The organism is Streptomyces roseochromogenus subsp. oscitans DS 12.976 (assembly GCF_000497445.1).
GTDB classification, from domain to species: Bacteria; Actinomycetota; Actinomycetes; order Streptomycetales; family Streptomycetaceae; genus Streptomyces; species Streptomyces oscitans.
The window spans coordinates 5350449-5369343 of sequence record NZ_CM002285.1; the positions used below are offsets into that span (position 1 = coordinate 5350449).

Consider the following 18895-nt stretch of genomic DNA (forward strand, 5'->3'; position numbering starts at 1 on the left):
CCGCCACCGGCCGGCAGGGCGCGGCCGCCGCCCGGTCCGCGGCGGAACCCGCACGCGGGGTTCCGATGCAGCCGCGCCGTGGATCCATGGCACGCGCCGTAGCCCACTGAGTCGTAGGGCCGGTCCGACGGGCCCTTGACCCAGGTCCCCACGACCCGGTTCGGGAGCCGCTGGTCAGAGCGGGGCGGTGAGATCCCTGTGGTCTCGCCGTCCCGCTCGACTGCGTCCACGGCACCCCATCGGGTGGCGTCCCGTGGCGAACTGACGCGTACGCGCCGCATATCCACCATTTCCCAGCGGTAGAAAGCACCTTGGTGGCAGTCTGCTCAACAGCAGATACGGAAAGTGTTAAGCAACAGGCAGTCAGCCGGAGGTGCACGTCCCGTGGCGTCCAATGTCAATCCCACCGTCAGGCGACGCCGGCTGGGCCAGGAGCTGCGCAGGCTCCGCGAGCTCAAGGGCATGACGGCCGAAGAGGTGGCGGAGCGGCTGCTCGTGTCGCAGTCGAAGATCAGCCGGCTGGAGAACGGCCGCAGAAGTATCAGCCAGCGCGATGTGCGCGATCTGTGTGGCGTCTACGAGGTCGAGGATCAGCGGATCGTCGACTCGCTGATGGAGATGGCCCGCGATTCGAGGCAGCAGGGGTGGTGGCACACCTTCGGGGACATCCCTTACAGCGTGTACATCGGGCTGGAGACCGACGCCGAGTCGCTGCGGGTGTACGAACCCCAGCTGGTGACCGGTCTGTTGCAGACCCACGCCTATGCGGAGGCCCTGGTGCAGGGCGCGCTGCCGGAGACGTCGACGAACGAGATCGAGAAGCGTGTGCAGGTGCGCATGCGCCGACAGGAACGTATCACCGCCGAGAACAACCCGCTGCGGCTGTGGGTGGTGCTCGACGAGGCGGCGCTGCGCCGGGTCGTCGGCAGCAAGCTGGTGATGCGCGAACAGCTGGACCATCTCATCGAGATGTCCCAGCTGCCGCATGTCACCGTGCAGGTGCTGCCGTTCGAGGTGGGCGCGCATCCGGGGCTCAACGGCCAGTACGCGATCCTGGAGTTCACCGACGCGGCCGACTCCAGCGTGGTGTACCTGGAGGGGGTCACCAGCGATCTGTACCTGGAGAAGGCCCAGGACGTACAGAAGTACGCCGTGATGTACGAGCATCTGCGGGCACAGTCCCTGAATGTGGAGCAATCCCGGCAATTCATTGCGAAGGTGGCCAAGGACTACGCGGAATGAGCTCCTGTCACAGAGGGCGCCGGATCTTACACCGTCGGTCCCTCTCAGTGGAAGGCTCCTCCGGAATATGCCATCCGGTTGAGTGAACGACTACTCCAGCAGAGGCAGTTGCCAGGTAGCGTCGATCACGCCAATCAGACGACAAGGTTGGCGTGAACCGCACTACCGCAACTCGCAACAGGAGTGGACATGGCACTGATTCAGGGCGCTTCGGAGACGTGGATGAAGTCCTCCTATTCCGCGGGCAACGGCGCCTGCGTCGAGGTCAAGTCGCCCACCGCCGCCGAACTCGCCGTCCGGGACTCCAAGGTCACCGAGGGCCCGATCCTGGCCTTCCCCGCCGACGCGTGGAACGCCTTCGTCACCTCGGTCAAGGCCTAGGGGGTTCTCCCTGACCTTCGTCCGTAAAGAACCCCCGACGAACACAACTTCACAAGCACCACCAGAGCCCTCTCGACCAGTCGCCGTCCTTGCCGAGGGGGCTCGGCCGTGCGGTGGGTCACCGTCCCGGTCCGCGACGCCTGCTCTGACGTCGCCTCTCGACACCGGTCACGTCGGCCGACCTGAAGGGGCGCAAAACCTCCCGCGCCGATCCACGTCGGCAGCTCGTCCGCCAGCGCCGCTCAGGCCAGCTGGCCCTCGATGGCCGCCACGACCTCGGCGGACTCCGGCTCGGTCTGCGGCGAGAACCGGGCCACGACCGTGCCGTCCCGGCCGATCAGGAACTTCTCGAAGTTCCAGCGGATGTCACCGCTGTGCCCCTCGCCGTCGGCGAACCCGACGAGCCGCTCGTACAGCGGGTGCCGCCCCTGACCGTTCACCTCGATCTTCTCGGTGAGCGGGAAGGACACGCCGTACGTCGCCGAGCAGAACTCGGCGATCTCCTCGGCGGAGCCGGGCTCCTGCCCGAGGAACTGGTTGCAGGGCACGCCGAGCACGGTGAAGCCCTGCGCGGCGTACCGCTCCTGGAGCTTCTCCAGGCCGGTGTACTGGGGGGTCAGGCCGCACTTGGAGGCCACGTTCACGATCAGCACGGCCTTGCCCGCGTATTGGGGAAGGTTCGCGGGGCCGCCGGTGAGGGCGTCGATTTCGACATTCAGCACGTTGGTCATGCCTGGATGCTAAGCGACCACCGGGCCTCCAGTGGGCCTGGAGCGGGACCGGGCAGCGTGGGGGTAGTCGGGCCGCCGGAGCCGGGTGGCCGTTGTCAGCGAGGGGAGACGCCGTGTCCCAGGCGGTCAGGAATACGTATGCGAAGGTCTCCGGGGAGGTCTACGCCGAGGTCCGGACGTTCTACGCATGGCAGATGCGCCGGGTGGACGCGCTGGACATCGAGGGGTTCGCCGCCACGTTCACCGAGGACGGGGAGGTCGTGCACGCGGGCGGGCACGTACAGCGCGGGCGGGAGGAGATGCTCGCGGGGATGCGGGCCGCGCTGCCGCGCTACCGCGACATCGCGGTACGGCACTGGTTCGACCACGTGCTGATCGAGCCGGACCCGGTCGACGAGGACACCCTGCACGTGTCGTACTACTCGCTCGTCACCCAGACCGACCGCGAGGGCAACGTCGCCTTCGAGCCGACCTTCACCGTCGAGGACGAGCTGGTGCGCCGCGAGGGCGCGCTCTACACCAGGCGCCGGGTGATCCACCGCGACACCCCGGTGGAGCCGCCCGTGCACACCGGCTGAGCCCGGACGAGAAGCGGGGATGCGCCGGACGGTCGTACATCGTCCGGCGCATCCCCGTGTTCTGGGGTGTTCTGGGTGGATCAGGCGTGGCAGGCGGGCAGGCCGCCGTGGAAGGCGACCATCTCCTTGAAGGACGCCACGACGTCGAGCCGGGCGCCCGGGGGCAGGCCCTGCTGCTCGGCGTAGGCGCGGTGCAGATTGCCCACCAGACGCTCGGCGTCCACCAGGCCGGCGAACTCGCCGAGGTGAGCGCGCTCCGCGGCCTGCAGCGGGGTCAGACCGTCCCGCAGGCCGTCCGCGGCCAGGCGCTCCAGCAGCCGTAGATACGCCTCGGTGAAGTCCAGCAACTCCGGTCCGCCGACCGGTCCGTGGCCCGGGACCACGGTGCGCGGGCCAAGCGCTCGCAGCCGCCGCAGGGCCTGGAGCGAACCGGTGACCGACCCCATCAGGACATACGGGGTGACACCCGACCACACGACGTCGCCGGTGAACAGCACCGCCCGCTCGGGGACCCACACGACCACGTCGTTCGCGGTGTGCGCGGGGCCCACATGGAGCAGCTCGGCCCGCGAGCCGCCCGTGTGCAGCGTCAGCGTGTCCTGGAAGGTGAGCGACGGCAGGGCGAGCGGTGTCTCGCCCCACTCCACCTGCGGCCACAGCTCCCGCAGATGCAGACCCGCCTCCGCGCTGTCCGCCCGGGTCCCGGCGTGGGCGACGACCAGCGCCCGGGGTGTGAACTGGCCGTTGCCGAAGGTGTGATCGCCGTGGAAGTGGGTGTTGACCACGAAGTCCACCCCGTCGGGCACGACCTGCTCGACGGCCTCGCGCAGCCGCCGGGTACGGGCCTCGGTGGCCGCCGTGTCGACGAGGACCGCGAAGTCCTCGCCGACCACCAGACCCGCGTTGTTCACGCACCATCCGCCGCCGGGCTGCACATACGCGTACACCCCCTCCGCCACCTGTTCGAGCGACGGCGGCGCCTGGACCGGAGCGCTCATGCCGCCCGGCCCCGGTCCACCGAGGCGGGAGCGGCAGCGGTGACGTGCGCGTAGGTGCCGCGGTGGAAGACCAGCGGCTGCGCCGCGCCGGGCCGGTTGTGCACGGCCACGATCCGGCCGATCAGCAGGACGTGGTCACCGGCCTCGTGCTCGTCGTACAGCTCGCACTCGAAGTACGCCTCGGCCGAGGGGATCACCGCATGGCCGAGCACTCCCTCGACGGCGTCGAGGCGCGCCATCGCGGCCCGGCCCGCCGGGCGGTCCGGGCGGCAGAACTCCTGGGCGAGGTCGCGCTGGAGTTCGCTGAGCACGTTCACGGCGAAGCCTCCGCCGCGCACGATCTTCGGACGCATCCGGCCGTCCGCCTTGACCGAGACCAGCAGCAACATCGGATCGAGGGACACCGAGGTCAGGCTGTTGAGGGTCATGACAATGGTGTCGTCGCCGCTGCCCTGCGTCAGCAGGGTGACCCCGGTGGGGAAGCGGCCCATCGCGGCGCGGAAGGCGGCGACGTCGGTAGTGGGTTCGGCGAGCAGCGTGCCACCGGTGTCGGTCATCGTGGAGGCTCCGTCTCTCATAGCGGGATCAGTAGTTGCCCAGGCCGCCGCAGACGTTGAGCGCCTGGGCGGTGATGGAGGCGGCCGTGTCCGAGGCGAGATAGCCGACCAGGCCGGCCACTTCCTCGGGGGTGGAGTAACGGCCCAGCGGGATCTTCGCGTTGAACTTCTCAAGCATCTGCTGCTCGCTCACGCCGTAGTGGTCGGCGTAGCCTTGGCGGACCCGCTGTGCCATCGGGGTCTCGACATAGCCGGGGCACACCGCGTTCACCGTGATGCCGGTCTGCGCCAGCTCCTTGCCCACGGCCTTGGTGAAGCCGACGACGCCGTGCTTGGAGGCCGAGTAGGGCGCGGCCAGTTCGACGCCCTGTTTGCCGCCGGTGGAGGCGATGTTGATGATGCGGCCCCAGTCGCCGTCCCGCATCCGTCCGGTGCTGAGCACCTCGCGGGTCACCCGGAACGTGCCGTTCAGATTGGTGTCGATCACATCGAGCCACAGGGCGTCCGGCAGTTCGGCGGTGACGCCGCCGCCGCCCCGGCCCGCGTTGTTCACCAGGATGTCGATGCGCCCGTACGCGGCCACCGCCGCCTCGACGGCGGCCTTCACCTGCTCGCTGGAGGTGACGTCACAGACCGCGCCGGAGACCTCCAGACCCTCCTCGCGCAGCCGCTTCACCACCGCGGTGACGCTTTCCTCGGCGCGCGCCACACCGAACACCGCCGTCCCCTGCCGGGCCAGCAGTTCGGTCACGGCCAGCCCGATCCCGCTGGTCGCGCCGGTGACGAAGGCAACCCGTCGTCCCGCTTCTGTCATCGTGCTCTCCCAAGAGGTCGTGGGGCCCGGAACGGGACGACCGTGACCGCGTCGCCTAGGACCCCGCTCGCCTCCGGCCGGAGCGTCGCGGCGGCCGGCCCGCCCGAGGGGGGGATCGAGGACACGTCGAGGCATATGCGTCAGCGTGAGCGGGAACTATGTGACGCCTGATGAGGAGGACCCGTGCCCGAGCAGACACAGACCATCCCCGACGTACGGAAGTCGGTGACCGTCGAGGCCAGCCCCGAGGACTGCTTCCGCGTGTTCACCGAGCGGCCGGCGGCCTGGTGGCCGCCCTCCCACGTGCTGGTCAAGAAGGAGCGGGCCGGGCTCGCCTTCGACCCGGGTGTCGGCGGCCGGTACTACGAGTGGGACGTGGAGGGCACCGAGATCGCCTGGGGCAAGGTCCTGGAGTGGGAGCCGGGCCGACGGCTCGTCATGACCTGGCGCATCGACGGCAACTGGCAGTCCATCACGGACGACGAGCGGGCCAGCGAGATCGAGGTCGACTTCGAGCCCGTCGACGCCACGCACACCAAGGTGTCGCTCGCGCACGTCAAGCTGCACAAGCACGGCGAGGGCGCCGAGCGGATCTTCCGCGCCCTGGACGGCCCGAGCCCGGGGGAGACCCTGGAGCGCTTCGAGCAGGCCGTCGCGCGCGGCGTCTGACCCGTCTCGTCACGACAGGAGGTCACAGGGATGGGAAACGACTCGGACAACGGAACAGGACTGCTCCCCGCCGCCGACAAGCTGCGCCTGCTCGCGGCCGAGCACGCCGCAGAGGCGGACCGGCGGCGCGCTCTCGCCCCGGCGGTGACGGAGGCGCTGACCGGGGCAGGCTTCGCCCGGCACTTCGTGGCCGGGCGGTGGGGCGGCAGCGAGGGCACGTTCGGTGAGCTGACCCGCGCGGTCCTCACCGTCGGCGAGGGCTGTGCGGCCACCGCGTGGTGCGCGTCGCTGGCCGCGTACTCGGCGCGGTTCGCCGCCCATCTGCCCGCCGAGGGACACCGGGCGCTGTGGGGCGAGAGCCCGGACACGGTCATCGCCACGGGGCTCATGCCGGCCGGGCGGGCCCGGGCGGCCGACGGCGGATGGCGGCTGACGGGCCGCTGGGCCTACGTCAGCGGCATCGACTTCGCCGACTGGGCGCTGCTGTGCGCCGCGGTGGCCCCGGCCGACGGCGACGGTTCGCCCGAGCTGCGGTTCTTCGCGCTGCCCCAGGGCTCGTTCAGCGTCGAGCGGACCTGGGACAGCGTCGGTATGCGGGCCACCGGCAGCCATACGGTCGCCGTCGACGACGTCCTCGTACCGGATCATCTGTCGTTCGCCCGTGCCGACATGCTCAGCGGGCGCAACGCCACGTCCGAGGTGCCCGTCCACAACGTGCCGTTCCAGGCCGTCGGCGGGCTGACCTTCATCGCGCCCGTGGTGGGTGCCGGGGCCGGCGCGCTGCAGGCGGCGGGCGGGCTGCTGACGGGGCGCAAGCGCACCGTCACCGCGGAGACCAAGCTGGTACGGGCCTCCGGACGCGTCGACGCGGCCCGGCACCTCGTCGAGCAGAACGCCGACGTCCTCGACACGCGCGCCTTCACACCCGAGCTGATGGCACGCAACGAGCGCAACGCCACCTTCTCGGCCGAACTCCTCCAGGAAGCACTGGAGTTGCTGATCCGCGCCACCGGCACCGGCGGTCTCGGGGAGACGCACGCCCTGCAGCGGACCTGGCGGGACGTCACCTCGGCCACCAGCCATGTCGCCCTGCAGTACGACACCGCGGCCCGCAAGAACTACTCCACGGTGCTGCTCGGCCCCGCCGACGCCTGAGGATGCCGGGCGCCGACCGGCTCCAGTTCCAGCCGACTTGGTCTCCATCACCGGTTCCTACGGTGGTGGAGACCTTGGTGGCTACAGCGAAGGAGTCATGGTGACTGCCCTTCAGGAATCCGATGTGTACCCCCTGCCCGGTTCGTCGTACCGGGGACCGGCACCGCGCTACGCGGAGCTGCGCCAGACCCGGCCGGTGGTCAAGGTGCGCACCGCGGGCGGGGTGGACGCCTGGCTGGTGACCCGCTACCAGGACGTGCGGGAGCTGTCCGCCGACCCTCGGCTGAGCCGGGCCCTGGCCTGCGGCGAGGGCGCCCCCCGGATCGGCGGCACCATGCACACCACCCCCGAAATGATCATCTCCCTCGACTCCCCCGAGCACTCCAGGCTGCGCAAGCTGGTGGCCGGCGCCTTCACGATGCGCCGGATCGAGCGCATGCGGGACAATGTGCAGAAGGTCTGTGACGAGCTGCTCGACGGAATCAAGGCCCGCGGTGGCACCGCCGATCTGGTGCAGGAGTTCGCGGTGCCGCTGCCGCTGACCGTCATCGGTGAGCTGCTCGGCGTACCGTCCGAGGACCTGCGTACCTTCGAGAAGTGGGCCCGCGCCTTCGCCACCGTCGACGAGCGGGCAGGAGGCAAGGAGTCCCTCGACGGGCTCGCCAAGCTCAGCGAGTACATCGTCGGCCTCATCGCCGAGAAGCGGGCCAACCCCACCGACGACATGCTCTCCGAGCTGATCGCGGCCCGCGACAACGACGACCGGCTGAGCGAGCAGGAGCTGGTCACCTTCGGCTTCACACTCATCGGCGCGGGCTTCGACACCACCGCGAACCAGCTCGCCAACTCCGTGCTGGCACTGCTGGTGGACGCCCGTGACAAGTGGCAGTGGCTGCGCGAGGACCACTCCCGGATCCCCGTGGCCGTCGAGGAACTCCTGCGGCACGTCAACCTGTTCGCCACCGACACCTCCGGGTTCCCGCGGATCGCGGCGGAGGACATCGAGGTCGGCGGTGTGACCATCCGCAAGGGCGACGCGGTGCTGCTCGCCCTGGCCTCCGCCAACCGGGACGAGGCCGTCTTCACCGACCCGGACCGGCTCGACCTGGCCCGCGAGCACAACCCGCACATCTCCTTCGGGCACGGTCTGCACTACTGCCTGGGCAAGCACCTGGGCCGCATGGAGCTGGTGATCGCCATCGAAGGCCTGGTGTCCCGCTTCCCCGATCTGCGCCTGGCCGTGCCCGAGTCCGAACTGCCGTGGCACGTCGGCGAGATCAACCACACGCTGACCAGTCTTCCGGTGGTCTGGGGGGACTGAGCGGGGTCCCAGCGCCCAGAAGGTCAGCGCCCAGAAGGGCGGCGCACAAGAGCCGGTCCCGGAACCTGCCAGGGGTTCCGGGACCGGCTCTTCGGCCGAGGCCGGTCAGCTCGCGGCGGCGCCGGCGTCCTTGACCGGGCCCATCACCGCGAACCGCGCGCCCTGGTCGTCGGCGACGAGGGCGGAGCGCCCGAACGGGCTGTCCGACGGCTCACGGCTCACGCTGCCGCCGAGCTCCAGCACCTTCGCCACCGTCTCGTCGGTGTCGGCCACCGAGAAGTAGACGAGGGCGTGCGCGGGAACCTCGGCGGGGATGAACTCGCCCATCTGCAGCCGTCCGGCGACCGGCTGCGGGTTGCCCTCCTGGAACCACAGCTTGAAGTCGAAGGGGCCTTCGGAGATCTGCTGCCCGGTGAAGCCGAACACGGACTCGTAGAACGGGTCGACGGCGTCCTTGTCGCGGGTGTAGATCTCCGGCCAGAAGAACGAGCCGGGCACCCCCTGAACGTCGAATCCCGCGCGTGTGCCCGGCTGCCAGGCGCCGAAGTGCGCCCCGCCCGGGTCGGTCGCCACCAGCAGGGTGCCGGCGTCGCCGATCGCGGTCGGCTCCACCACGATCTTGCCGCCGGCTTCCTCGATGCGCCCGGCCAGGTCCTGCGCGTCCGGAGTGGCGAAGTACAGGTTCCAGGCGGCGGGGGCGCCGTCCTGCGCAGGCGCGAGGGCCGCGGCGTTCTTGCCGTCCTTCAGCGCCGGCGTGTAGAAGCCGAACCGCTCGTCACCCGGCTCGAAGGTCCAGCCGAGGAGCGCACCGTAGAAGCGTCGCGCGGCGTCCAGGTCGGGGACGCTGACGTCGACCCAGCACGGGGATCCGGCGGCGAATGCGGTCATGTCTGCCTCATTTCGTTGCAGCGGGGGGGTACACAGACGTGTTCATGAAGCAGGCTAGGGACGTTCGCTGGAGCGGCGCACGAGAACGGCCCGCGTCCGGCTCGAGGGGAAGGAGCCGGGCGCGGGCCGCGGTCTGTGGGCCGCGCGGGGATCAGGGCACCCGGGTGCCCCGTGCGCTGACCGTGATCGGGCCGAGGCGGGCACCGGTCTTCTCGACGACGGTGAACGCGACGGCGGTCGTGGTGAAGGTGTCGCCGCTCACCCGGCCCTGGTGGACCGCGTACACCGTGCCCGGGTAGGTGCCGCCGCCGTCGGCCACGTCGGGTCCGCCGTGCGTGATGGAGAACGCGAACGAACCGTCGGGCCGCGCGGTCCAGTAACCGGTCCCCGGGTACTGGGGCTTGCCGTCCGGGCCGGGCGCGCCGTCCGTGGTCAGCGTGTGGTCGGCGGCGAAGGTGAAGTGCGAGGTCGAGGTCACCGCGTCCGGCCCGGTGCCGATGGTGACGGCGGTGGTCCAGGTGCCCACCGGGGACGCCGCCGGGGAACCCTGGTCGGCGGCCGCGGTGGAGGCGGCCCCGGTGAGTACCGCGGCCACCAGGACGAGCCACAGGCCGAGGGCTCGCAGGGTGCCGCGGCGGGGCCGCACGGAAGCGATCGTGCTGATGTCAGACATGGGGGGAGAACCTCTCGGACGTGGGGGGGCGTCGTCTGACGCGGGTCTGCCGCGCCGGCCTGCGCGGCGCGGGTCACTGGGTGGCGTCGGACACCTTGACGGCCGTGGAGCTGACCGAGATCGGGCCCTGCGTGGTGCCGTCCTGCTGGGTGGTGAACGCGTAGGCGTGGGTGCTGAATCGGGTGTCGTGGTGGCTGAGGCGCCCGAGGTGCTCGGCCTGTACGGCACCGAGGTAGGCGCCGTCCGGACGGCCGCTGTGGCTGATGTACATCGCTATGTCGCCGTGGTCGTCCTCGTTCCAGAACCCGTGGGCGACGTAGGCGGGCACGCCGTTGCTGTCCTTCGGGCCTTCCGCCGACAGCCGGTGGTCCGGGGCGAAGACGAAGCGCGGCGTGGTGACCGCCGCGCTGCCGTCCGGCTTGGTGACGGAGACGGTGAGGTCCCAGGTGCCGACCAGGGAGTCGGTGCGGGGCGCCGCGCCGCTCGGCGCGGCCGACAGGGTCAGCGTCCCGGCGATCGCGGCGGACACGGTCAGTCCCGCCAGGAGGGCGCGCCGGGAACGCGGGGTGCGGCGGGTGCGGCTGGCTTCGGTCGATCTGGTCTCGGACATGTGGGGACAGCCTCTCTCGTGCTGGTGCTGGTGCTGGTGCCGGTTGCTGGTGCTCTGGTCGGTGGGTGGGGTCATGCGTGGGCCGGGGCCGGTGAACTCGGCTTGATGACGAAGGACTTGAGGTCGAAGCCCGGGGTGCGCGCCTCGGCGGGGGAGGGACCGGTGCCCGACGACAGCAGGCGGCGGGCGATGGCGTGGTCCGCGGGCCTGCCGACCGACTCGGCGCCGGTCAGCCGGCCCTGGCGGAAACAGAGCACGGAGAAACGGGCCCCGTCGGGATCGCCGACGGTCACCGTCTCGTCGTGCCCCGCGGTCAGTCCGGCCATCTGCAGCCGCAGCGCGTACTGCTCGGACCAGAACCAGGGGACCGCGGTGTACGGCGCGGACTCGCCGCAGATCGCGGCGGCCACGCACCGGGCCTGGTCCGATGCGTTCTGCACCGACTCCAGGCGAATGTGGCGCCCATGGGCGGCGCTGGGGAAACGGGCGCAGTCGCCGATGGCGTAGACGGACCGGTCGTCCGTGCGCAGCCACTGGTCGACGATGACGCCGTCACCGACGAGAAGCCCGGCCTCGGTGGCGAGCCGGGTCTCGGGCAGGGCGCCGACGCCCACGATCACGAGGTCCGCGGGCAGCCGACGGCCGTCCAGCAGCTGTACCGCCGCGACCTCGCCCGCGGGTGTCCCGTGCAGGGCCGTGACCTCGGCGCCGAGCAGCAGCCCGACTCCCTGCCGCCGGTGCCGGCCGGCCAGCCAGTCGGACATCTGCGGGGTGAGCGCGCGGGCGAGGACGCGCCGCTGCGCCTCCACCACCGTGACGTCGTGGCCCAGACCGCGTGCGGTGGCGGCCGTCTCCAGTCCGACGAACCCGGCGCCGAGCACGACGACCTGGCGCGGGGGGCCGGAGAGCAGGCCGCGCAGCGCCTCCGCGTCGGCGAGCGAGCGCAGTGTCAGCACACCGGACAGGTCCATGCCGGGCACCGGCAGGGTGCGCGGCCGGGAACCGGTGGCGAGGACCAGCTTGTCGTAGCGGAGCGTGCCGCCCGAGGCCAGCCGGACCCGCTGCACGTCCAGCTCGATGCGCTCCGCACGGTCACCGCGGACGACGGCGATGTCCTGCGCGGCGAAGAACGACTCGGTGCGCAGCGTCAGTTCGTCATGGCCGGTGGCGCCGGTGAGAAAGCCCTTGGACAGCGGCGGCCGCTGGTACGGAAGCACCGGCTCCTCGCCGACCAGGGTGACCGGTCCGCCGTAGCCCTTGGCGCGCAGCGTGGCCACCGTGTCCAGGCCGCCCTGTCCGGCGCCGATGACGACGACCCCCCGGGCGGCCATCAGCTCTGCGCCTCGGGCAGGTGCACCACGAGCCCGTCCAGCTCCTCGGTGACCGGCAGCTGGCAGCTGAGCCGGCTGGATTCCCGGCGGGGGCAGGCCGTGCCGTACAGCACGTCGTCCTCGACGGAGTCCATCGGCGGCAGCGGCACGGTGCTCTGCTCGTCGACGTAGACGTGGCAGGTGCCGCACTGCGCGGAGCCGCCGCACTGCGCCTCGATGCCGTCGATGTTGTTGAGCTTCGCGCCGCGCATGACCGTGTTGGGCGCCTGGACGTCGACGACGGTGGCGGTGCCGTTGGGATGCAGATAGGTGATCTTGGCCATGGCGCTCTCCTCGGGGAATGTCGTCCGGCCCTGCGGTGGTACGGGATCCGGTCTGCGCGGGCAGCGGATCCGCCCCGCTCACGTACGGAGAGGGACTGTGGGCGACCGGTCTTGAGACGCCCTTGAGCGCACCTTTAGGCGGTTGGCCGGATCCGTGCGCTCGACCCGGCCGCGATCGGCCGTCGACCGCGCGGGCGCAGCGTGCCCGCATGACCGCTTCGACCGTGCGGCCCGCCGCGGCGCCCGTCGGCACCGGGCCGCGGCTCGGGCTCGTCCTCGCCGCCTGCTGCCTGGGCCAGTTCATGAACGTCCTCGACGCCTCGGTGGTCAATGTGGCGCTGCCCGCCATCGCCGGGGACCTGCACTTCGACCGGCACCACCTGCAGCTGGTCAACAACGCCTACACCGTCGTCGTGTGCGGCTTCCTGCTGCTCGGCGGCAGGCTCGCCGACCTGTTCGGGCAGCGCAGGATCTTCCTGGCCGGCGTCGGTCTGTTCACGCTCGCCAGCGCCGTCGGCGGACTGGCCGACAGCCCCGCGACGCTGATCCTGGCTCGCGCCTTCCAGGGCCTGGGCGCCGCCGTCATGGCGCCCGCCACGCTGACCGTGCTCGGTACGACGTTCACCCGGCCCGAGGCACGGGCGAAGGCCTTCGGCTGGTGGAGCGGGGTGTCGGGGGCGGCGGGGGCGGTCGGAGTGCTGGCCGGCGGCGCGATCACCGAGTGGCTGTCCTGGCGCTGGACTCTGCTGATCAACGTGCCCATCGGACTGGTCCTGTTCGCGACCGTCCGCTGGGTCGTTCCGCCGGGACGGCACCGCGACGGGCCGCGTCCCCGCCTGGACATCCCCGGTGCCGTCACCGTCACGTTCGGCCTGATGGCGCTGGTCTGCGCGGTCGCCGAGGCACACACCTACGGCTGGACGTCCGCGGCGGTCCTCACCCCGCTCGTCGGCGGGGCCGCGCTGCTCGCGCTGTTCGTGCTGATCCAGGCGCGGTTCGCCCGGCATCCGCTGGTGCCGCTCGACGTCTTCCGCATCCGCTCGGTGGCCGCTGCCAACCTGGTCGCCTTCTTCGGCGTCGCGGCACTGTTCAGCACCTTCTACTTCTTCACGCTGCTGCTCCAGCAGGTCCTCGGCTACAGCCCCGTACGCACCGGCCTGAGCTACCTGCCGCTGTCCGTGGGCATCGCGCTCGGCGGCTGGGGTGTCTCCGCACTCGTCCCGCGCACCGGGCCGCGGCCCGTCCTGCTGACCGGGCTGACACTGTCCTGCCTGGGCCTGCTGTGGCTGGCCCGGGCGGACGCGGACGCCGGGTATGCCGTGGACCTCCTGGGTCCCGTCCTGCTGCTCGGCTTCGGCATGGGCGCCGTGCTCAACGCGACGACGAACGCCGCCACCGCCGGTCTGCCCGCCCACCAGGCGGGCCTGGGCTCCGGGCTGCTCAACACCACACGCCAGCTCGGCAGCGCCCTCGGCCTGGTGACGCTGGCCGCGCTGTCGGCGCACCGCATCGACCAGGCCTCGTCCCCCGGCCCGGTGCCCTCCGCCCACGCCCTCGCCTCCGGCTACGACCTCGCCCTGACCGGCGCCGCCGCCTTCGCCGCCATCAGCCTCCTCGCCGCGCTGGCGGTGCCGGGGCGGGGACGGGGGAGGGACAAGCGCGAGCGCGGGTGAGAGGGGGCGCGGCACCTCCATCGCGGCACTCCCGGCGGAGCGCCTGGTCAGGGAAGGATCCAGGGCGTCTCAAGGCGGGGAGGGGACGCTGGGCCTCCTGACCAGAACGGAGGTTCGCGGTGCTCACCGATTTCTACGCCCAGCGGCCGCAGTGGTCGCCGGACCCCGACGACGCGCTGCTCGAACATGCGACCATCCACGTGCCGCGCGACTACGCCGATCCGGACGGCGAACGGATCGAGATCGCCCTCAGCCGCCGCCGCGCGACAGCGCCGACGCGGCGCCGCGGCATCCTCCTCGGGGTGAACGGAGGCCCCGGCGGCGACTGGGGCGCCGGCCGCCGGCTGCCCGACACATACGCCGGCACACCGCTGCACGAGGTGTACGACCTGATCGGGTTCGACCCGCGCGGCACCGGCGCGTCCACCAACCTGCTCGCCGAAGTGACGGTCCCCGAGGCCGCGTTCGACTCCCGCCCGCCCGACGCACTGTTCGCGCAGCTCGCCGAGGACATGCGGCTGCGCGAGGAGGCCTGCGCCCGGGCGGGCGGCGAGCTGCGCCGCCACATCAGCACCCCCAACACCGCCCGCGACCTGGATGTGATCCGCGGCGTGCTCGGCGAGGAGAAGCTGAACTTCGTCGGATACGCCTACGGGGCGTACGTCGGAGCCGTGTACGGCACGCTGTTCCCCGCCCGTCTCGACCGCAGCGTCCTCGACTCGTGCGTCCACCCCGACTGGACCTGGCGCGAGCAGTTCCTGTGGCAGGGCGACGCGGTGCGGCGCAACGTCGAGCGGTGGGCCGAGTGGACGGCCGCACGCCATCTGCACTTCGGCCTGGGCGGCACACCGGAGAAGGTGTTCGCCCGGGTCGAGGACGTCGTCGTACGCCTGGACGGCCTCGGCCAGGGCCCGCGTCTGCGCACCCTGTTCGACGGCGCCGTCGGCAACCGTGCGGCCGACCGTGGCCAGTGGGCCGAACTCGGCTCGCTGGTCGGCGAGTTGGGCAAGGCGGCGGCCGCGGGCGATGCCGAGGCGTGCCGGCGGCTGCTGCACGAGCAGGGCACCTGGCGCCCCGACGACAGCGAGGGCTCGCTGCGCTGTGGCGTCCTGGAGGCCATCACACTCGAACACGCGTGGCCCGCCGACCTGGAGGTCTACTACCGGGACATGCGGGAGTTCCGGGAGCGCTACCCGTACGGCTACGGCGTGCTGCGCGCCCAGCCCTGGGTGGGCGCCTTCCGGGCCTTCCAGCCCGCCGAGCCCCCGGTCGTGCCGGTCCGCGACGGCTACCCGGTGGGCCTGGTCGTGCAGGCCGACGGCGACCCGATGGACCACTACGCCGGCGGCGTGGCCATGGCGGAACGCCTCGGCCACCATCTGCTCACCGTCGAGGACTCCGGCGAGCACGAGGTGTACGTGCTCGGCAGCAACCCGTACGTCGACGCCGTCGTCCACCGCTACCTGGTCGACGGCGAGCTGCCGGCACCCCGCGCGACCTGCCCGGGCCGCACCCCGCGCCCGGACATCGCCGCCGACCCGGCCTGACGCCGGCATCGAAAGGCACGAGCCAGGGGCCCGGTACCGAAGCGGTACCGGGCCCCTGGCCGTCCGGGGGACGGGCCTCACCAGGTGACGGGCAGCCCCCACAGGCCGTAGATGACGGCGCCCTCCTTGCGCGGGATCTCCAGGAACGGCTTGGCCAGCTTCAGTGTCGGGATGCGCTGGAACAGCTTGCTCCACACGATCTCCAGCTCCAGCCGGGCCAGGTCCGCGCCGATGCAGTGGTGCACACCGTGCCCGAAGCCCAGGTGCTTGCGGCTGCCGCGGGTGATGTCGAGCTTCTCCGGCTCGGGGAAGACCTCCGGGTCGCGGTTGGCGGCGAGCCCCAGGCAGAGGATGCCGTCCCCCTTGCGGATGACCTGGCCGCCGATCTCGATGTCCTCCAGCGCCACGCGCGGCACGGCCGTGTCGCCGATGGTCGCGTAGCGCACCAGCTCCTCGACGGCCGGCTTCACCAGCGACGGGTCATTGAGGAGCAACTCCAGCTGGTCGGGGTTCTCCAGCAGGCAGGCCGTGCCCAGCGAGATCTGGCTGGCGGTGGTCTCGTGGCCGCCGTTCATCAGCAGCCGCACCATGTTGAACAGGTCGCGGTCGGTGTACTCCTCGCCGGACTCCGCGTAGTCGGCCATGGCCCGGCTCAGCAGGTCCTCGCCCGGCTCGCGCCGCTTGAGCTGGATCAGGTCGTTGACGTACGCGTTGACCTCGACGATGGCGGCCTGCCGTTCCTCGGTGGAGCTGTGCCCGCCGAGCAGGGCCGTGCCGTGCTTGATGAAGAAGTCGTGCTGGTCCTGCGGGATGCCGAGCAGCTCGCAGATCACCGTCATGGGGACGGCGAGGGAGAACACCCGGTGGAAGTCCGCCGGGGGCTGAAGGGCGAGGAGCTTGTCGAGGTGGTCGTCGACGATCTCCTCGATGCGCGGACGCAGGCGCTGCACCTGGCGGTTGGTGAACGTCAGCGCCGCCCTGCGCCGTGTGGAGCTGTGCTCCTTGCCGTCGTAGCCGATGAACGACGTCTCCGTGCGGTACTCCGGCGGGGCGATGAAGTAGAACGGGAAGTTGGCGTGCTTGCGGGAGGCGCTGACCCGCGGGTCGGTGAGCAGCGTCTTGATGGTCTGATAGCCCGTCACCGTCCATATGCGCAGCCCTGAGCCGGTCAGGGTGACCTGCGAGACGTCCTTGTCGATCATCTCCGCGTACTCGGCGGGCGGCGTGAACGGGCAGGTGCGCGCGTACGGGAACGTCTTGCCCTCGGCCGGCGCGTCCGGCTCGCCGGCAGGGGTGGACACGGCCTCGGTGGCACTGGTGGTCACGGTGGGTCCTTTCGGAAGGAGTGGATGCCGGGTGGATGCCGGTGGATGCCGGGTGGATGCCTGGGAGGTGTGCCCGGCCCCTAACGGGCGGCGATGTCCAGACCGCCGTCGACCGTGATGATCTGGCCGGTGACCAGCTCGTTCGCGGGGTCCGCGAGGCGGGTGATCCACTGGGCGACGTCCTCGGGCTCGCCGATCCGGCCCAGCGGGACGGTCGCGGTGACACCCGCGAACAGGCCCTCGACCTGCTCCGGGCCGAGACCGTTGGCCGCGTAGACCTCGGTGCGCACGAAGCCCGGGGCGACGGCGTTGACCCGGATGCCGCGCGGGGCCAGCTCGGCGGCCCAGCTCCGGGTGAAGCTGTGCACGGCCGCCTTGCTCGCCGAGTAGACGGAGCTGTCCGGGCCCGGGTTGTGCCCGCCCCGGCTGGAGACCAGGACGAGTTGGCCGCCGGGGGAGCGCAGCAGGGGCAGCAGGTGGCCGGTGAGCAGCAGCGGCCCGAGGACGTTGGTCTCGACGACGTCCCGGGCGCTGGCCGCGTCGAGCGCCGCCAGCGGGCTGAAACGGAAGATCCCGGCGTTGTGCACCAGCACGTCCAGCACGCCGCCCCGCTCGCCCACCGCGTCGGCGACGGCCTGGGCGCCGGCCTCGGTGGTGACGTCCGCACCCACCGGCACGATCGCTTCGTGCAGGGCGGCGACCTCGGCGAGCCGCTCCTTGCGCCTCCCGGTGATGATCACGGTGCGTGCGCCGAGTTCCGCGAACGACAGCGCGGCGGCACGGCCGATGCCGGTGCCGCCTCCCGTGATGACGACGGTCTGCTCCGCAAAGGGCTGGTCCGGCATGGCGGTTCCCTCTCTGGTTCGGTCCGAGGGAGCCAGTACAGCGGGTGCGTCTTGGGCGGTGGTCGAGCCCGGGGTGAGCAGACACCGCCGGTCGTGGGGCGGACAGGGCCGTCGTATGCCGGGTGGGGCTGTGGCCTCAGAGCCAGCGGATCCCGGGGTCCTTGAGGTCCGGCGCCGCGAAGGCCAGCAGGGCGCGGCCCTCGCGTTCCAGGGCCGCTCGGTCCCGGCGCGCGAGGGCCCGCCCCAGCGGCTCGACGACCAGGGCGCCGTCCTCGATCCGCCACAGCGCCCGTACGAAGCCGTCCACGAGCACCGTCGACTTGATCAGCCCGTTGCGGGTGAAGACCAGGCGCCGCTGCTCCTCGGTGAGGATGCGGCCGCGGTCGGCGTGGGCGAGCAGGATGTTGTCGAACTCCGGCAGGAACCGCACCGGCGCCGGCGTCGTGGGATCGGGCAGCGGCGCGTCGGGGACGTCGTACAGGTCGGCCCCGTTCTCGTCCTGGAACACCCGCAGCTCGGGCCGCAGCCGCTTGACGACCGCGCCGATCCGGGTCAGCCCGGACCAGGCCTGGATGTCCTTGACGGTGGCCGGTCCGAAGGCCGCCAGATACCGCCGCACCAGGCTGTCCGGTGCGGTGTCGCTCTCCAGCGGGCGGCCCAGCCATGTCTCGGCCGTGCCGTGCACGGCCTGCCCGCTCTCGCCCCACAGCCCGCGCGGCGGCAGCTGCACCAGCGGCACGCGGCCGCGGATGACGTTGGCGAGGGCGAACGGCTCGTACCGCGGCCAGCGTTCGGCGAGCAGTGCGCCGATGCCGCCCAGCGTGAGCGGCTCGGCGTCGCACAGCTTGCGCCCGTAGGCGCTGACCTCGTCGAGGTCCAGGCCCTCCAGGCGGCGGCCGAAGGCACTGGACAGCTGCCGGTCCAGGGCGCTCTGCAGCACCGGCCGCAGGGCCAGGCAGTCCCGCGCCGTGACCAGGTGGATGGTGCCGCGCATCAACGCGAGACGCACGGCCTCGCGCCCCCGGATCAGCTCCGCGAGCTCCTCGGCCGCGAAGCCGGCCAGCCGGGTCCACAGCCCGATGTACGGCGGGTCGGGCGCCTGCGCCTGCATGCCGACCAGGTGCTCCAGGACGGCGGAGGCGGAGCCCGGCCGCCGTTCGAGCAGCAGCTGCCGCGCCAGCAGCGCCCTGTTCAGCGCGTGCCGGTCCAGTACGGTCATCCCGCCTCCGCCTCT

The 18895-nt window shown here is 71.8% G+C and carries 20 protein-coding genes and 1 pseudogene; 9 read left to right on the forward strand and 12 right to left on the reverse strand.

The window, feature by feature from the left end:
* The 3 genes and pseudogenes from M878_RS000000101900 to M878_RS72885 all read left to right on the forward strand — a co-directional run.
* Positions 1-110 (forward strand): annotated as a pseudogene (locus M878_RS000000101900) (GOLPH3/VPS74 family protein); the annotation flags it as partial.
* A 274-nt stretch (positions 111-384) separates the two neighbouring features.
* Positions 385-1242, forward strand: a complete 858-nt coding sequence (locus M878_RS72880; protein WP_023549527.1) for a helix-turn-helix domain-containing protein — start codon at positions 385-387, stop codon at positions 1240-1242.
* Positions 1243-1431: 189 nt separating this feature from the next.
* Complete coding sequence (locus tag M878_RS72885; protein WP_023549528.1) at positions 1432-1623, forward strand: DUF397 domain-containing protein; 192 nt, start codon at positions 1432-1434, stop codon at positions 1621-1623.
* Positions 1624-1865: 242 nt separating this feature from the next.
* On the opposite strand, the gene M878_RS72890 is transcribed toward M878_RS72885, so the two are convergent.
* Positions 1866-2354, reverse strand: coding sequence for a glutathione peroxidase (locus tag M878_RS72890; protein WP_023549529.1), 489 nt, complete (start codon positions 2352-2354; stop codon positions 1866-1868).
* A gap of 113 nt (positions 2355-2467) precedes the next feature.
* Between M878_RS72890 and M878_RS72895 the strand changes: the two genes are divergently transcribed.
* Positions 2468-2932 carry a nuclear transport factor 2 family protein gene (locus M878_RS72895; RefSeq protein ID WP_023549530.1) on the forward strand — a complete coding sequence of 155 codons (465 nt, stop codon included), beginning with the start codon at positions 2468-2470 and terminating at the stop codon, positions 2930-2932.
* A gap of 80 nt (positions 2933-3012) precedes the next feature.
* On the opposite strand, the gene M878_RS72900 is transcribed toward M878_RS72895, so the two are convergent.
* Genes M878_RS72900 through M878_RS72905 form a run of 3 tightly spaced genes read right to left on the reverse strand, consistent with a single transcriptional unit; the run spans position 3013 to position 5301 of the window.
* Positions 3013-3930 (reverse strand): MBL fold metallo-hydrolase, encoded by a 918-nt coding sequence (locus tag M878_RS72900; protein WP_023549531.1) that lies wholly within the window; start codon positions 3928-3930, stop codon positions 3013-3015.
* Positions 3927-4487 (reverse strand): flavin reductase family protein, encoded by a 561-nt coding sequence (locus M878_RS48570; RefSeq protein WP_023549532.1) that lies wholly within the window; start codon positions 4485-4487, stop codon positions 3927-3929. Before M878_RS48570 ends, M878_RS72900 begins: the two co-directional genes overlap by 4 nt.
* 28 nt (positions 4488-4515) lie before the next feature.
* On the reverse strand, positions 4516-5301 hold the full coding sequence (locus tag M878_RS72905) for an SDR family NAD(P)-dependent oxidoreductase (protein WP_023549533.1): 786 nt from the start codon (positions 5299-5301) through the stop codon (positions 4516-4518).
* Positions 5302-5484: 183 nt separating this feature from the next.
* Between M878_RS72905 and M878_RS48575 the strand changes: the two genes are divergently transcribed.
* From M878_RS48575 to M878_RS72915, 3 genes are all read left to right on the forward strand, one after another.
* Positions 5485-5970: an SRPBCC domain-containing protein gene (locus tag M878_RS48575; RefSeq protein WP_023549534.1), complete on the forward strand. Its 486-nt coding sequence runs from the start codon at positions 5485-5487 to the stop codon at positions 5968-5970.
* A gap of 30 nt (positions 5971-6000) precedes the next feature.
* Positions 6001-7125, forward strand: coding sequence for an acyl-CoA dehydrogenase family protein (locus M878_RS72910; protein WP_023549535.1), 1125 nt, complete (start codon positions 6001-6003; stop codon positions 7123-7125).
* 97 nt (positions 7126-7222) lie between these two features.
* On the forward strand, positions 7223-8446 hold the full coding sequence (locus tag M878_RS72915) for a cytochrome P450 (protein ID WP_078630349.1): 1224 nt from the start codon (positions 7223-7225) through the stop codon (positions 8444-8446).
* Positions 8447-8551: 105 nt separating this feature from the next.
* Here M878_RS72915 and M878_RS72920 read toward each other — a convergent pair whose 3' ends face one another.
* The 5 genes from M878_RS72920 to M878_RS72940 form a co-directional block, all read right to left on the reverse strand.
* On the reverse strand, positions 8552-9334 hold the full coding sequence (locus M878_RS72920; protein WP_023549537.1) for a VOC family protein: 783 nt from the start codon (positions 9332-9334) through the stop codon (positions 8552-8554).
* Positions 9335-9485: 151 nt separating this feature from the next.
* Positions 9486-10007 (reverse strand): hypothetical protein, encoded by a 522-nt coding sequence (locus M878_RS72925; RefSeq protein WP_023549538.1) that lies wholly within the window; start codon positions 10005-10007, stop codon positions 9486-9488.
* Between the two features lie 73 nt (positions 10008-10080).
* On the reverse strand, positions 10081-10617 hold the full coding sequence (locus tag M878_RS72930; protein ID WP_023549539.1) for a hypothetical protein: 537 nt from the start codon (positions 10615-10617) through the stop codon (positions 10081-10083).
* Between the two features lie 71 nt (positions 10618-10688).
* A complete protein-coding gene (locus tag M878_RS72935) occupies positions 10689-11948 on the reverse strand; it encodes an NAD(P)/FAD-dependent oxidoreductase (RefSeq protein ID WP_023549540.1) in 1260 nt (419 codons plus the stop codon).
* On the reverse strand, positions 11948-12271 hold the full coding sequence (locus tag M878_RS72940; RefSeq protein ID WP_023549541.1) for a 2Fe-2S iron-sulfur cluster-binding protein: 324 nt from the start codon (positions 12269-12271) through the stop codon (positions 11948-11950). Before M878_RS72940 ends, M878_RS72935 begins: the two co-directional genes overlap by 1 nt.
* A gap of 209 nt (positions 12272-12480) precedes the next feature.
* On the opposite strand from M878_RS72940, the gene M878_RS72945 reads away from it, so the two are divergent.
* A complete protein-coding gene (locus tag M878_RS72945) occupies positions 12481-13944 on the forward strand; it encodes an MFS transporter (RefSeq protein WP_031225550.1) in 1464 nt (487 codons plus the stop codon).
* 119 nt (positions 13945-14063) lie between these two features.
* The gene (locus tag M878_RS72950) at positions 14064-15491 is read left to right on the forward strand and encodes an alpha/beta fold hydrolase (RefSeq protein WP_023549543.1); all 1428 of its coding nucleotides are present in this window, start codon (positions 14064-14066) and stop codon (positions 15489-15491) included.
* Between the two features lie 77 nt (positions 15492-15568).
* Here M878_RS72950 and M878_RS72955 read toward each other — a convergent pair whose 3' ends face one another.
* From M878_RS72955 to M878_RS72965, 3 genes are all read right to left on the reverse strand, one after another.
* Positions 15569-16816, reverse strand: a complete 1248-nt coding sequence (locus M878_RS72955) for a cytochrome P450 (protein WP_023549544.1) — start codon at positions 16814-16816, stop codon at positions 15569-15571.
* An 80-nt stretch (positions 16817-16896) separates the two neighbouring features.
* A complete protein-coding gene (locus M878_RS72960) occupies positions 16897-17661 on the reverse strand; it encodes an SDR family NAD(P)-dependent oxidoreductase (protein WP_023549545.1) in 765 nt (254 codons plus the stop codon).
* Positions 17662-17797: 136 nt separating this feature from the next.
* Positions 17798-18880, reverse strand: a complete 1083-nt coding sequence (locus tag M878_RS72965) for a winged helix DNA-binding domain-containing protein (protein ID WP_023549546.1) — start codon at positions 18878-18880, stop codon at positions 17798-17800.
* Positions 18881-18895 lie beyond the last annotated feature (15 nt).

Coding starts and splice junctions, on each gene's coding strand:
- M878_RS72890 (WP_023549529.1), bottom strand. CDS start 2,354: ATGACCAACGTGCTGAATGTCGAAATCGACGCCCTCACCGGCGGCCCC.
- M878_RS72885 (WP_023549528.1), top strand. CDS start 1,432: ATGGCACTGATTCAGGGCGCTTCGGAGACGTGGATGAAGTCCTCCTAT.
- M878_RS72925 (WP_023549538.1), bottom strand. CDS start 10,007: ATGTCTGACATCAGCACGATCGCTTCCGTGCGGCCCCGCCGCGGCACC.
- M878_RS72900 (WP_023549531.1), bottom strand. CDS start 3,930: ATGAGCGCTCCGGTCCAGGCGCCGCCGTCGCTCGAACAGGTGGCGGAG.
- M878_RS72910 (WP_023549535.1), top strand. CDS start 6,001: ATGGGAAACGACTCGGACAACGGAACAGGACTGCTCCCCGCCGCCGAC.
- M878_RS72905 (WP_023549533.1), bottom strand. CDS start 5,301: ATGACAGAAGCGGGACGACGGGTTGCCTTCGTCACCGGCGCGACCAGC.
- M878_RS72945 (WP_031225550.1), top strand. CDS start 12,481: ATGACCGCTTCGACCGTGCGGCCCGCCGCGGCGCCCGTCGGCACCGGG.
- M878_RS72965 (WP_023549546.1), bottom strand. CDS start 18,880: ATGACCGTACTGGACCGGCACGCGCTGAACAGGGCGCTGCTGGCGCGG.
- M878_RS72940 (WP_023549541.1), bottom strand. CDS start 12,271: ATGGCCAAGATCACCTATCTGCATCCCAACGGCACCGCCACCGTCGTC.
- M878_RS72920 (WP_023549537.1), bottom strand. CDS start 9,334: ATGACCGCATTCGCCGCCGGATCCCCGTGCTGGGTCGACGTCAGCGTC.
- M878_RS48570 (WP_023549532.1), bottom strand. CDS start 4,487: ATGACCGACACCGGTGGCACGCTGCTCGCCGAACCCACTACCGACGTC.
- M878_RS72960 (WP_023549545.1), bottom strand. CDS start 17,661: ATGCCGGACCAGCCCTTTGCGGAGCAGACCGTCGTCATCACGGGAGGC.
- M878_RS72930 (WP_023549539.1), bottom strand. CDS start 10,617: ATGTCCGAGACCAGATCGACCGAAGCCAGCCGCACCCGCCGCACCCCG.
- M878_RS72915 (WP_078630349.1), top strand. CDS start 7,223: ATGGTGACTGCCCTTCAGGAATCCGATGTGTACCCCCTGCCCGGTTCG.
- M878_RS72935 (WP_023549540.1), bottom strand. CDS start 11,948: ATGGCCGCCCGGGGGGTCGTCGTCATCGGCGCCGGACAGGGCGGCCTG.